The organism is Pseudomonas sp. P1_C12 (genome assembly GCF_056406435.1).
This window is the reverse complement of the sequence record NZ_JBFUAE010000003.1, coordinates 188,996-201,426: the sequence shown is the minus strand read 5'-3', so window position 1 is coordinate 201,426 and position 12,431 is coordinate 188,996. Positions and strand designations below refer to the sequence as shown.

Here is a 12,431-nt window from a genome sequence, read left to right as displayed (position 1 = left end):
AAAATGTTACAGCGCTGACCGGTTACAGCGGCTTGCCGCGGTTGCCATGCTGACTGACAAAGGCCTGCACGGCCTTCAAGTCATTTGGCAATACGGTGCAACGTTCGTCTCGTTCAAACAAATCAGAAAGATGTGCAGGCAGTTCGAGCGCTTTTCCTACGCCGGCTTTTTCCACGGCGTCCGGGAATTTGACCGGGTGGGCGGTGCCCAGGATCACCATTGGAGTGTCCAGGCTGCGACGGCATTCCCGCGCAGCTTTCACGCCGATGGCAGTGTGCGGATCCAGCACTTCACCAGTCTGCTCGTAGACTTCAGCGATGGTTTCGCAGGTTTGCGCGTCATCCACGGCCAGCGAGTCGAACAACTTGCGAGCTTCGGTCCAACGCTCTTGCTCGACACTGAAACCGCCGCCCTGCTTGAACGAATCCATCAGCCCGGCGATGGCCGCGCCGTTGCGACCATGCAGGTCGAACAGCAGGCGTTCGAAGTTCGACGACACCATGATGTCCATGGACGGCGACAGCGTGGCGTGCAGGGTTTCCTTGACGTACTGGTTGCCGCTCATGAAGCGGTGCAGGATGTCGTTGCGGTTGGTGGCGACGATCAATTGGTTGATCGGCAGGCCCATGTTGCGCGCCAGGTAACCGGCGAAGATGTCGCCGAAGTTGCCGGTCGGCACCGAGAACGCCACCGAACGCGCCGGGCCGCCCAGCTGCAGGGCCGCGTGGAAGTAGTAAACGATCTGGGCCATGATCCGCGCCCAGTTGATCGAGTTCACGGCCACCAGGCGAGTGCCCTTGAGGAAACCCTGGTCGGCGAAGCTCGCCTTGACCATTTCCTGGCAGTCATCGAAGTTGCCTTCGATGGCGATGTTGTGGATGTTCTCACCAAAAATGGTGGTCATCTGCCGACGCTGCACTTCGGACACGCGGTTGTGCGGGTGCAGGATGAAGATGTCGACGTTTTCGCAGTGCTTGCAGCCTTCGATGGCGGCCGAGCCGGTGTCACCGGAGGTGGCACCGACGATCACCACGCGCTCGCCGCGCTTTTCCAGCACGTAGTCGAGCAGGCGACCGAGCAATTGCAGGGCGAAGTCCTTGAACGCCAGGGTCGGGCCGTGGAACAGCTCCAGCACCCATTCGTTGCCGTTCAGCTGACGCAGCGGCGCAACGGCGCTGTGGGCGAATACGCCGTAGGTTTCTTCAAGAATTTTTTTGAAATCGGCGTCCGGGATGCTGCCGGTGACGAACGGGCGCATGACCCGAAAAGCCAGTTCGTGATACGGCAGGCCGGCCCAGGAAGCGATTTCTTCCTGGGTGAAACGTGGCAGGTTTTCCGGGACGTACAGACCGCCGTCGGTGGCAAGACCTGCCAGCAGGACGTCTTCGAAATTCAGGGCCGGTGCCTGGCCGCGGGTACTGATGTAACGCATGACTGACTCCAATGGACAGTGTTCGTAGTGCCGGGCCCGCAAGCGAGCCCGGTCAACGATATCGGCTTAGTTCAGGTGCTCGACACGGATCCGTACAACCGGACCGACCACACCCGCCAAGGCTTCCAAAGCAGCGATGGCGTCGTTGATGTGCTGTTCCAGCACGCGGTGGGTCAGCAGGATCATCGGCACCAGGCCGTCGTGCTCCTCGGCTTCCTTCTGCATGATCGACTCGATGTTGATGCCGCGCTCCGAGAGGATGCTCGCGACCTGAGCCAATACGCCCGGATGGTCCTTGGCCTGAATACGCAGGTAGTAGGCGCTTTCACAGGCTTCGATTGGCAGGATCGGATGAGCCGACAGCGAATCCGGCTGGAACGCCAGGTGCGGCACGCGGTTTTCCGGGTCGGAAGTCATGGCGCGGACCACGTCCACCAGGTCGGCGATCACCGACGAAGCGGTCGGTTCCATGCCGGCGCCAGCGCCGTAGAACAGGGTCGAACCGGCAGCATCGCCGTTGACCATCACCGCGTTCATCACGCCGTTGACGTTGGCGATCAGGCGATCGGCCGGGATCAGCGTCGGGTGCACGCGCAGTTCGATACCCGCCGCGGTGCTGCGCGCCACGCCCAGGTGCTTGATACGGTAGCCCAGCGCTTCGGCGTAGTTGACGTCGGCGGTGGTCAGTTTGGTGATGCCTTCGGTGTAGGCCTTGTCGAATTGCAGCGGGATACCGAACGCGATGGACGCCAGGATCGTCAGCTTGTGAGCGGCGTCGATACCCTCGACGTCGAAGGTCGGATCGGCTTCGGCGTAACCCAGTGCCTGGGCTTCGGCCAATACGTCTTCGAAGGTGCGACCCTTCTCGCGCATTTCCGTCAGGATGAAGTTGCCGGTGCCGTTGATGATACCGGCCACCCAGTTGATGCGGTTGGCCGACAGGCCTTCGCGGATCGCCTTGATCACTGGAATACCACCGGCTACCGCCGCTTCGAACGCAACGATCACGCCCTTCTCGCGGGCCTTGGCGAAAATTTCATTACCGTGAACGGCGATAAGTGCCTTGTTCGCGGTGACCACATGCTTGCCATTCTCGATGGCCTTGAGTACCAGCTCGCGGGCAACGGTGTAGCCGCCCATCAGCTCTATAACGATGTCGATCTCAGGGTTCGTGGCCACTTCGAAGACATCGTTGGTAATCGCAATACCGGTCGTTTGGAACTGAGGCTTTGGCGTGCGCATGGCAATTTGTGCCACTTCGATCCCACGCCCGGCACGACGAGCAATTTCCTCGGCGTTGCGCTGAAGTACGTTGAAGGTACCGCCACCGACGGTTCCTAACCCACAGATGCCTACTTTGACCGGTTTCACTGTGAACTCCCCATAAAACGGCCGACTCGAGGCCGGCCGTGAAAACAACCGCAGACTCGCGGCTCTCTATTGATGGCCCGGCGAATGTCGCTACCGGACCATGATCGTCAAGGCTTGCCGTGACGATACGAATTTACTTCGCGCCCAGCGCCAGTTTGGCGACTTGTGGCGCAGGCTGGTAGCCCGGAATGACCTGACCGTCGGCCAAAACGATGGCCGGTGTACCGTTCACGCCGATCGACTGGCCGAGTGCGAACTGTTTGGAAACCGGGTTATCGCACTTGGCGGCCTTGATTTCCTTGCCGTCGACCATTTTATCCATGGCCGCCTTCTTGTCCTTCGAGCACCACACCGCTTGCAGCTGTTCGTCACCCGGCGAGCCCAGGCCCTGGCGCGGGAACGCGACGTAACGCACTTCGATGCCGCGCTTGTTCAGCTCAGGCACTTCGGCATGCAGTTTGTGGCAGTACGGGCAGGTGGTGTCGGTGAATACGGTGATGTGCGACTTGGTTTCGCCAATGGCCGGGTAGACAACGGTTTCGGCAACCGGGATGTCGTTGATCAGCTTGGAGATCCCCTGGCGCTCGGTTTTCTCGGTCAGGTTGACCGGCTTGCCGTCCTTGAGATCGAACAGGTAGCCCTGAACTACGTACTGGCCGTCGGCACTGGCATACAGCACGCGGCTGCCTTTGAGCTTGACTTCGTACAGGCCTGGCAACGGGCTGGCGGTGATGCTTTCCACTGGCACTTCGAGCTGGAGGTTTTCCAGGCTTTTACGAATGGCTTTGTCGGCCGCGTCATCGGCGACGGCAAAGGTGCTGACCAACGCAATGGCTGCGGCGGCGAAAATCTGGGTCAGACGCATGAGAACTCCTGAAGGCGAACATATGGGACGATCAGAACGCCCGTGCCGAAACACCGGGTCATAACCGCCCATCGTGCAAACCGGCTCAGCCTATCACATAAGGCCCGCATGGCCGAATGCGCCTGTCGCAAGAGATTTTGAGAGCACCGAAGAACCTGTAGGAGTGAGCCTGCTCGCGATAGCGGTAGTCCTGACAACACAGCGGTGACTGACAGACCGCCATCGCGAGCAGGCTCACTCCTACAGGGATTTTGTTCAGCCTCTGGGGTGGTGTTTGGCGTGCAGGTCCTGCAATCGCGCTCGGGCAACATGGGTGTAGATCTGTGTCGTCGACAAATCGCTGTGCCCCAGCAGCATCTGCACCACCCGCAGGTCTGCGCCGTGGTTGAGCAGGTGTGTGGCGAAGGCATGGCGCAAGGTGTGTGGTGACAGTGACTTGCCTATCCCGGCCACCCTGGCCTGATGCTTGATCCGGTGCCAGAAGGTCTGGCGGGTCATCTGCTCGCCACGCTGACTGGGAAACAACACATCGCTGGGACGCCCGCCAAGCAGTTCGCCGCGAGCATCACGCATGTAGCGCTCGACCCAGACAATCGCCTCCTCGCCCATTGGCACCAATCGCTCCTTGCTGCCCTTGCCCATCACTCGCAACACGCCCTGGCGCAAATTGACCTGTTCCAGGGTGAGGCTGATCAGCTCGGTCACCCGCAAGCCACAGGCGTACAGCACTTCAAGCATGGCCCGGTCGCGCTGACCGATTGCCTCACTCAAGTCCGGTGCCGCCAGTAGCGCCTCGACGTCGGCCTCCGACAAGGATTTCGGCAGTGGCCTGCCGAGCTGCGGCATATCAATCCGTAACGTTGGATCGACGGCGATCATCTTTTCCCGTAGCAAATAGCGATAGAAGCCACGTACACCGGAGAGAAATCGAGCAGTGGAACGAGGCTTGTAGTTTTGCTCCAGGCGCCAGGCCAGGTGGTCGAGAATCAACTCTCGCCCGGCATTGACCAGCTCCAGTCCATTGTCCTGTAACCAGCCGTTGAACAACGCCAGGTCACTACGATAGGCGTCTCGAGTGTTATCGGAGAGACCTTTCTCCAGCCAAAGAGCGTCGAGAAACTGGTCAATCAGGGGATGATCAATGGCAGGCATAAAGGCTCAGGCAAAACCGGCAATACGGCCAGGGAAGATAAATCGCAGACAACAAAAAAGCAGCCCGCAGGCTGCTTTTTTTTGCATCGGAAGCTGGACTTAAGCCAGTTTTTCCTTGATGCGAGCTGCTTTACCCGACAGGTCGCGCAGGTAGTACAGCTTGGCTTTACGCACGTCACCGCGACGCTTGACAGCCATGCTGTCGATTTGCGGGGAGTAGGTCTGGAAAGTACGCTCTACGCCAACACCGTTGGAGATTTTACGAACGGTGAATGCACTGTTTACGCCGCGGTTACGCTTGGCGATAACAACACCTTCGAACGCTTGCAGACGCGAACGGTCGCCTTCCTTCACTTTCACCTGAACGACAATGGTGTCGCCCGGGGCAAAGGTAGGGATCTCTTTGGTCATCTGCTCTGCTTCGAGTGCAAGGATGATTTTGTTAGTCATGCTGTGCTCCTAAGGTAAATCGTCGGATCTACCATCGATACGTTGTTAACTATCGTCCCGCTCGCGGATGTATTCCTCGAGCAGCTTCTTCTCTTCTCCAGAAAGCGAGCGGCTTTCCAGAAGATCGGCGCGTCGTTCAAAGGTCCGACCAAGGGACTGCTGTAAACGCCAACGCCGGATGTGCGCGTGATTGCCACTTAGCAATACGTCGGGAACACGCTGATCCGCATACACCTCCGGTCGGGTGTAGTGCGGGCAATCCAGCAAACCATCCGTAAAGGAATCTTCCTCGGCGGAGTCCGCATGCCCTAAAGCTCCAGGCAGCAGTCGTGTAACCGCATCGATCAGGACCATCGCCGGCAGCTCGCCGCCAGACAGTACATAGTCGCCAATCGACCACTCTTCATCGACATGAGCATCAATAAAACGCTCGTCAATGCCTTCATAGCGGCCGGCAATCAGGATCAATGCATCCAGATTCGCCAACTCGCGTACCGCCGACTGAGTCAGTTGACGGCCTTGGGGGGACAGGTAAATCACCTTCGCCGCCTCCCCGGCTGCTGCCTTGGCCTGAACCAGAGCATCTTCCAGGGGCTTGATCTTCATCACCATGCCCGGACCACCGCCAAACGGGCGATCGTCCACAGTGTGATGTCGATCCGTCGTGTAGTCTCGCGGATTCCAACAGGTGAGCTGCAAGAGCCCCTGTTTCACCGCCCGACTGGTGATGCCGTACTCGCTGATGGCGGAAAACATCTCGGGAAACAGACTGATCACTTCTACGCGCAAGTTAGCCACGTTAGAAATCCGCGTCCCAATCCACCTTCATCTCGCCCGCGGCCAGATCGACGGCCAACACGCATTGCTCCGTATAGGGCAACAGGCGTTCGCGATCATCCAGGCTGCCAGCGCAAGGCTTGACCACCATGACATCGTTCGAGCCGGTCTCCAGCAGGTGATCGATTTTCCCGAACAGTTGTCCGAGAGTGTCGATGACCTTGAGACCTTCCAGCTGGTACCAGTAGTACTCGCCGTCGATGAGTTCAGGGAACAGGTTGCGCGGCACGCAGATCTCATAACCGGCCAGAAGACGAGCTTCTTCGCGATCATCGAGACCCTTGAGCTTTGCGACCAGGAACTTGTCGTTCCCGCGTCCGCTGACCAGCTCTACCTGCTTTACATTGCCGTCACGCTTGAGCGTCCAGGTTTTGTAGTCCAGCAGGTTTTTAATCGGATCAGTAAAGGAGTACACCTTCACTTCGCCGCGAACGCCGTGAACAGAATAAATCTTGCCGATAACGATCAAATCATCAGCAATGGCTGGCGTCGCGTTCATATTGCTCAGGCCGCAGCCTTAGCAGTTTCCTTCAACAACTGAGCAACGCGCTCAGAAGGTTGTGCACCAACGCTCAGCCAGTAGGCTACGCGCTCTTGGTTCACGGACAGACGAACTTCCTGACCACGAGCAACAGGGTTGAAGTAGCCAACCTGTTCCTTGTGCGAACCGTCGCGCGGGTTGCGGCTGTCGGTTACGGTCAAGTGGTAAAACGGGCGCTTTTTGGAGCCGCCAAGGGCAAGACGGATTGTTAGCATGTGAACATCGTTCCTGTAGTCGGTGCTGCAAATCTAAAGGCACAGCGGGCATGGGTGCCCGAAAGGCCGCATATTCTAAGGAATATCCGGACTTTTGCAAATGACTTTTTCCGGCGGTCTATCGGCCGCCATGCAGATTTGCTATAGAGCCGTCGTTGAAAACGGCCGGTCAGCTCCCGCCAAGTGCGGGTTTGCTGTGTATCCCACGTCCGTGTGGGGCAGCGCCGACCTGATGGCCGGCGCGGATTCTTTACATTTTCGGCATGCCGCCGCCGGGCAACATTCCGCCCATGCCGCGCATCATCTTGGCCATTCCGCCTTTCGCGGAGAACTTCTTCATCATCTTCTGCATCTGCTTGTGCTGCTTGATCAAGCGGCCGATGTCCTGCACCTGAGTGCCAGAACCCATGGCGATCCGACGCTTGCGCGAACCGCTGATCATCTCAGGGTCGCGGCGCTCGGCCGGGGTCATGGAGTTGATGATGGCTTCCATCTGCTTGAATTGCTTTTCTGCCGCGCCCTGGGCGTTGCCCATTTGCGCCAGGTTCACGCCGCCCATGTTCGGCAGCTTGTCCATCAGGCCACCGAGGCCGCCCATGTTCTTCATTTGTTGCAGCTGATCGCGAAAGTCTTCGAGATCGAAGCCCTTACCCTTCTTCAACTTTTTAGCAAGCTTGTCGGCTTTGTCCTTGTCGAGCGTCGCTTCCGCCTGCTCGATCAGGCTGAGCACGTCACCCATGCCGAGGATGCGCGAGGCGATACGCTCAGGATGGAACGGATCGAGCGCTTCGCTCTTCTCGCCCATACCGATGAACTTGATCGGCTTGCCGGTGATCGCACGCACCGACAGAGCGGCACCGCCACGGGCGTCGCCGTCGACCTTGGTCAGGATCACACCGGTCAGCGGCAATGCATCGCCGAAGGCCTTGGCCGTGTTGGCGGCATCCTGGCCGGTCATGGCGTCGACCACGAACAGGGTTTCGACCGGGTTGATCGCGGCGTGCAGGGCCTTGATCTCGCCCATCATCTCTTCATCGATGTGCAGACGACCAGCGGTATCGACGATGACCACGTCGATGAATTTGAGTTTCGCTTCCTTAATAGCCGCTTGCGCGATCTCGACCGGCTTCTGGCTCAGGTCGGACGGGAAGAAGGTAACGCCGACTTCACCGGCGAGCATTTCCAGCTGCTTGATCGCCGCGGGACGGTAAACGTCGGCGGACACCACCATGACCGACTTCTTCTTGCGCTCTTTGAGGAAGCGCGCGAGCTTGCCGGCAGTGGTGGTTTTACCAGCGCCCTGCAAACCGGCCATCAGGATGACCGCTGGCGGCACGGCGCTCAGGTTCAAATCTTCGTTGGCCGCGCCCATCAGGCTTTCAAGTTCGGCCTGGACGATCTTCACGAAGGCCTGGCCCGGCGTCAGGCTGCGCGACACCTCGGTACCGACGGCACGCTCCTTGACCGAATTGACGAAGTCCTTGACCACCGGCAGGGCGACGTCGGCTTCGAGCAACGCCATGCGCACTTCACGCAGGGTGTCTTTGATGTTGTCTTCAGTCAGCTTGGCCTTGCCGGTGACATGGCGCAGCGTCTGCGAGAGACGGTCGGTTAAGTTTTCAAACATTGCGCGATCCTTTCAGGCCCTGTGTAGACCGGGATAATGGCGGCCCGGACCGGACTAAACGTGTGCTCGGCGAGCCTGCGGCGTGGGCAGGTCGCGGATTATAGCGAAGACTGTGGCCGGCGGACACCTCGCTGTCGGGTTGCGCGGTCTTTCGTGCGGCGGGGGTTCTATGCCAAACTCAGCGACTTTCGGGCTTGCCTAACAGGATTTATGCTCCCCTTGTCACCCAGCTTGCTAACTACCCTCGCCGCCGCCTGCTTGTATGCCGCTGCGACCATTTACCAGGGCACTCGCCTGGCTTCCGGCGCCAAGGCCAACAAACGCCTGCTGGTCATGCTCGGCGTGCTCGCCGTATTGGCCCATAGCGCCAGCCTGCTCACCCACCTGCTGACCCCGGGCGGCCTGGCCCTGGACTTCTTCAGCGCCGCCAGCCTGATTGCCGTGGCGGTCATCGCACTGACCCTGCTGGCCTGCTCGCGGATTCCGGTAGAGAACCTGCTGATCCTGCTGTTCCCGCTTGGGGCCTTGACCGTGTCACTGGCGCATTTCGCGCCGGCCGGTACGGTGCAGGTCATCGATGAAGAGCCTGGCATCCTCGCCCACATCCTGCTTTCGATTCTGGCCTACGGCATGTTCACCATCGCGGTGTTCCAGTCCTTGCTGCTGCTGGTTCAAGACCACCAGCTCAAGCACAAGCATCCCTCCGGACTGATCAAGAACTTCCCGCCACTGCAAACCATGGAAAGCCTGCTGTTCGGTTTCCTCTGGGCCGGCTGGACGCTGTTGTCGCTGTCGCTGATTTCCGGCTGGCTGTTCGTCGAGAACCTGTTCGCCCAGCATCTGGTGCACAAAACCCTGCTGGCCTGCCTGGCCTGGGTCGTCTTCAGCGTGCTGCTGTGGGGACGCAATCGCCTCGGCTGGCGCGGGCACAAAGCGATACGCTGGACCCTGGCCGGTTTTTGCCTGCTGATGCTGGCGTATTTCGGCAGCAAGCTGGTTCGTGAATACATCCTGCATATCTGACGGGCGGCATTAATGGACGACTTGCCCATAGGGCCGATGCTCGCGGTAGTGACCCTGCTGATTTTATGGTCGGGGCTGTTTACCGCCATCGAAGCGGCGCACCAGCATTTGCTGGCCCAGCGCACCGCAACGCGTTCCAGCGACAAACCGGTGGCGAAACTCAGCTTCCCCCTGGCCAGCCTGATTTTTTGCAACACCCTGTGCCGTGCACTGGTGGTAGTCATCAGCACCTTGCTGGCCATTTTCACCTGGGCCGAGAACGGCCCGTGGGTCGCCTGCCTCGGGACGGGTGCCATGTTGCTGGTGTTTTCCGACTACTTGCCACGCGCCCTCGCCACCCGCTATCCGGATGCGATCCTGGCCCAGGGCAACAATCTGCTGCGGGTGCCGCTGAAAATCATCTATCCCGCGGCATGGCTGCTCAATAGCATCAGTCAGTTGCTGACGCGACCATTCGCCCGTAAAACCAAAGTGGTGCAACAAAGTGAGGACGAAGCGCTGACGGAGCGGCATGCGCCCTCCGAAACCGTAAGCCGCCCTCACCCGCTGCCAGGCATCCACGCGCTGGACAACATCACCGTCAATGACATCCTGGTACCGCGCAGCGACGTGGACGGCATCAATCTCGATGACTCCATCGAAGAAATCATCGAACAATTGCGCCACAACAAGCGCACGCGCCTGCCGGTGTTCCACAGTGATATCAACCAGGTCGAAGCCGTCCTCAACACCCGACACATCCTCCACTTGCTGCCCGATGCGATCCTGACCAGGGAAGCGTTGCTGGCGGCCAGCCATGAGCCGTACTTCGTGCCGGAAAGTACCCCGTTGCAGTTGCAGCTGCTCAACTTCCACAAGCAGCAGCGGCGCCTGGGCATGGTGGTCGACGAATACGGCGAAGTGCTGGGCATCGTCACCCTGGAAGACATTCTCGAAGAAATCGTCGGCGAGTTCGAAAGCCAACACAGCGTGGACAATCCGCACATTCATCCGCAAGCGGACGGACGCCTGGTGATCGACGGTGCCGCCTCCATTCGCGAGCTGAACAAGAGCCTCGGCTGGCACCTGCCCAGCGATGGCCCGAAAACCCTGAACGGCTTGGTCACCGAGGCCCTGGAAACCATTCCCGAAAGCGCGGTGTGCCTGAAGATCGGCCGCTACCGCCTGGAAATTCTCGAGACCGAGGACAACCGTGTCACGCGGGTGCTGATCTGGCAGACAAGTGCGATGCCTGTTGTTATCTAAAACTCGCCACAATGTCCTCGCAAGCCCTCTTGTTCGATCGTTAGCCACCTTCCTATAATCGAACCGCTTACCCAAGCCTCGCCGGCCCCGTGCTTACCCCGCACTTCACAACTTCCGGCCTGTCCACCCGCAAAGCCCGCAACAAACCGACGACTGTTCCTACCTTGAACAGCGACCGTGCCTCCACCCACATCCCTGGGTTCTCGACCATAATAATTCGCTCCACTGGAGCACATGACTGTCAGGGATAACCGCATGACGACCAGCACGACTTACAGCGACTCCACACCTGCACAACCGACGAACTCCGCCACCCGCGTGGCCACCGCGAGTTTCATCGGTACCGCCATCGAGTTCTACGACTTCTACGTCTATGCCACCGCCGCCGCGCTGGTGATCGGTCCGGTGTTCTTTCCGCAGACATCCGGCACCGCCCAGATGCTTTCGGCGTTTCTCACGTTCGGCATCGCCTTCCTTGCGCGCCCCTTGGGTTCGGCCCTTTTCGGTCACTTCGGCGACCGTATCGGCCGCAAGAGTACCCTGGTCGCCTCGCTGCTGCTGATGGGCGTGTGCACCACCCTGATCGGCGTTCTGCCAGGTTACGACAGCATTGGCGCCTGGGCACCGGTCCTGCTGTGTGTCCTGCGCTTCGGCCAGGGCTTGGGGCTGGGCGGCGAATGGGGTGGTGCGGCGTTGTTGGCCACGGAGAACGCACCCAAAGGCAAGCGCGCGTGGTTCGGCATGTTCCCGCAACTGGGTCCATCCATCGGCTTTCTGGCGGCCAACGGCCTGTTCCTGACCCTGGCCGTGGTGCTGGATGATGAACAGTTCCGCTCATGGGGCTGGCGTATTCCGTTCCTGCTCAGCGCCGCACTGGTGATGGTCGGCCTGTACGTGCGCCTCAAGCTGCATGAGACCCCCGTGTTCGCCAATGCCATGGCACGCCAGGAACGGGTGAAGATCCCCCTGTTCGAGCTGTTCGGCCAATACTGGGCGCCCGTATTGCTGGGCGCTGGCGCGATGGTCGTGTGCTACGCGCTGTTTTACATCTCCACCGTGTTTTCCCTGAGTTACGGTGTGGCAACGCTCGGCTACAGCCGCGAAACCTTCCTCGGCCTGCTGTGCTTCGCGGTGCTGTTCATGGCTGCCGCCACCCCGCTGTCGGCCTGGGCCAGCGACCGTTACGGGCGCAAACCGGTACTGATCATCGGTGGTGTGCTGGCGATCCTGTCAGGGTTCCTCATGGAACCGCTGCTGACCCAAGGTTCGACCTGGGGCGTGGCGCTGTTCCTGTGCATCGAGCTGTTTCTGATGGGCGTGACGTTTGCGCCGATGGGTGCGCTGTTGCCGGAGCTGTTCCCCACTCACGTGCGCTACACCGGCGCTTCGGCGGCCTACAACCTGGGCGGTATCGTCGGTGCGTCCGCAGCGCCGTTCTTCGCTCAGAAACTGGTGGCGATGGGCGGGTTGAGTTACGTCGGCGGTTATGTGTCCGGGGCGGCGGTGCTGAGTTTGATTGCGGTGCTGTGCCTGAAGGAAACGCGGCATAACGATTTGAATCAGGTCGCCTGACAGACCGCCATCGCGAGCAGGCTCGCTCCCACAGGTTGAGTGTCGTTCACAAAATGCTGGTACGACACATATCCCTGTGGGAGCGGGCTTGCCCGCGATGG

General features: G+C 59.8%; 12 protein-coding genes. 3 read left to right on the top strand and 9 right to left on the bottom strand.

What is annotated here, in order from left to right; all coding sequences use genetic code 11:
• Nucleotides 1-22 precede the first annotated feature (22 nt).
• The 9 genes from thrC to ffh form a co-directional block, all read right to left on the bottom strand.
• Nucleotides 23-1,432: a threonine synthase gene (gene thrC / locus AC1D19_RS06310; RefSeq protein WP_477762701.1), complete on the bottom strand. Its 1,410-nt coding sequence runs from the start codon at nucleotides 1,430-1,432 to the stop codon at nucleotides 23-25.
• A gap of 66 nt (nucleotides 1,433-1,498) precedes the next feature.
• The gene (locus AC1D19_RS06305) at nucleotides 1,499-2,803 is read right to left on the bottom strand and encodes a homoserine dehydrogenase (RefSeq protein ID WP_007998527.1); all 1,305 of its coding nucleotides are present in this window, start codon (nucleotides 2,801-2,803) and stop codon (nucleotides 1,499-1,501) included.
• 133 nt (nucleotides 2,804-2,936) lie between these two features.
• Complete coding sequence (gene dsbC / locus AC1D19_RS06300) at nucleotides 2,937-3,668, bottom strand: bifunctional protein-disulfide isomerase/oxidoreductase DsbC (protein WP_477754254.1); 732 nt, start codon at nucleotides 3,666-3,668, stop codon at nucleotides 2,937-2,939.
• Nucleotides 3,669-3,923: 255 nt separating this feature from the next.
• The gene (gene xerD / locus AC1D19_RS06295; protein ID WP_477762700.1) at nucleotides 3,924-4,820 is read right to left on the bottom strand and encodes a site-specific tyrosine recombinase XerD; all 897 of its coding nucleotides are present in this window, start codon (nucleotides 4,818-4,820) and stop codon (nucleotides 3,924-3,926) included.
• Nucleotides 4,821-4,919: 99 nt separating this feature from the next.
• Complete coding sequence (rplS, locus tag AC1D19_RS06290) at nucleotides 4,920-5,270, bottom strand: 50S ribosomal protein L19 (protein ID WP_003175895.1); 351 nt, start codon at nucleotides 5,268-5,270, stop codon at nucleotides 4,920-4,922.
• A gap of 45 nt (nucleotides 5,271-5,315) precedes the next feature.
• Nucleotides 5,316-6,068 (bottom strand): tRNA (guanosine(37)-N1)-methyltransferase TrmD, encoded by a 753-nt coding sequence (gene trmD / locus AC1D19_RS06285; RefSeq protein WP_007897583.1) that lies wholly within the window; start codon nucleotides 6,066-6,068, stop codon nucleotides 5,316-5,318.
• Nucleotide 6,069: 1 nt separating this feature from the next.
• Nucleotides 6,070-6,606: a ribosome maturation factor RimM gene (gene rimM, locus AC1D19_RS06280; protein WP_477762699.1), complete on the bottom strand. Its 537-nt coding sequence runs from the start codon at nucleotides 6,604-6,606 to the stop codon at nucleotides 6,070-6,072.
• Between the two features lie 5 nt (nucleotides 6,607-6,611).
• Nucleotides 6,612-6,863: a 30S ribosomal protein S16 gene (gene rpsP / locus AC1D19_RS06275; RefSeq protein WP_108214983.1), complete on the bottom strand. Its 252-nt coding sequence runs from the start codon at nucleotides 6,861-6,863 to the stop codon at nucleotides 6,612-6,614.
• A 250-nt stretch (nucleotides 6,864-7,113) separates the two neighbouring features.
• Nucleotides 7,114-8,490 (bottom strand): signal recognition particle protein, encoded by a 1,377-nt coding sequence (gene ffh, locus AC1D19_RS06270; protein ID WP_056726162.1) that lies wholly within the window; start codon nucleotides 8,488-8,490, stop codon nucleotides 7,114-7,116.
• 210 nt (nucleotides 8,491-8,700) lie between these two features.
• Between ffh and AC1D19_RS06265 the strand changes: the two genes are divergently transcribed.
• The 3 genes from AC1D19_RS06265 to AC1D19_RS06255 all read left to right on the top strand — a co-directional run bounded on the left by AC1D19_RS06265 (nucleotide 8,701) and on the right by AC1D19_RS06255 (nucleotide 12,330).
• On the top strand, nucleotides 8,701-9,513 hold the full coding sequence (locus AC1D19_RS06265) for a cytochrome C assembly family protein (protein WP_477754505.1): 813 nt from the start codon (nucleotides 8,701-8,703) through the stop codon (nucleotides 9,511-9,513).
• 12 nt (nucleotides 9,514-9,525) lie between these two features.
• A complete protein-coding gene (locus AC1D19_RS06260; protein ID WP_477762698.1) occupies nucleotides 9,526-10,758 on the top strand; it encodes a transporter associated domain-containing protein in 1,233 nt (410 codons plus the stop codon).
• A gap of 255 nt (nucleotides 10,759-11,013) precedes the next feature.
• Nucleotides 11,014-12,330 (top strand): MFS transporter, encoded by a 1,317-nt coding sequence (locus tag AC1D19_RS06255; protein WP_477762697.1) that lies wholly within the window; start codon nucleotides 11,014-11,016, stop codon nucleotides 12,328-12,330.
• Nucleotides 12,331-12,431: the final 101 nt, after the last annotated feature.

Bases quoted from the DNA above. Each gene is read 5' to 3' on its own strand.
- thrC (WP_477762701.1), bottom strand. From the start codon at position 1,432: ATGCGTTACATCAGTACCCGCGGCCAGGCACCGGCCCTGAATTTCGAA.
- dsbC (WP_477754254.1), bottom strand. From the start codon at position 3,668: ATGCGTCTGACCCAGATTTTCGCCGCCGCAGCCATTGCGTTGGTCAGC.
- xerD (WP_477762700.1), bottom strand. From the start codon at position 4,820: ATGCCTGCCATTGATCATCCCCTGATTGACCAGTTTCTCGACGCTCTT.
- rplS (WP_003175895.1), bottom strand. From the start codon at position 5,270: ATGACTAACAAAATCATCCTTGCACTCGAAGCAGAGCAGATGACCAAA.
- rimM (WP_477762699.1), bottom strand. From the start codon at position 6,606: ATGAACGCGACGCCAGCCATTGCTGATGATTTGATCGTTATCGGCAAG.
- rpsP (WP_108214983.1), bottom strand. From the start codon at position 6,863: ATGCTAACAATCCGTCTTGCCCTTGGCGGCTCCAAAAAGCGCCCGTTT.
- ffh (WP_056726162.1), bottom strand. From the start codon at position 8,490: ATGTTTGAAAACTTAACCGACCGTCTCTCGCAGACGCTGCGCCATGTC.
- AC1D19_RS06265 (WP_477754505.1), top strand. From the start codon at position 8,701: ATGCTCCCCTTGTCACCCAGCTTGCTAACTACCCTCGCCGCCGCCTGC.
- AC1D19_RS06260 (WP_477762698.1), top strand. From the start codon at position 9,526: ATGGACGACTTGCCCATAGGGCCGATGCTCGCGGTAGTGACCCTGCTG.
- AC1D19_RS06255 (WP_477762697.1), top strand. From the start codon at position 11,014: ATGACGACCAGCACGACTTACAGCGACTCCACACCTGCACAACCGACG.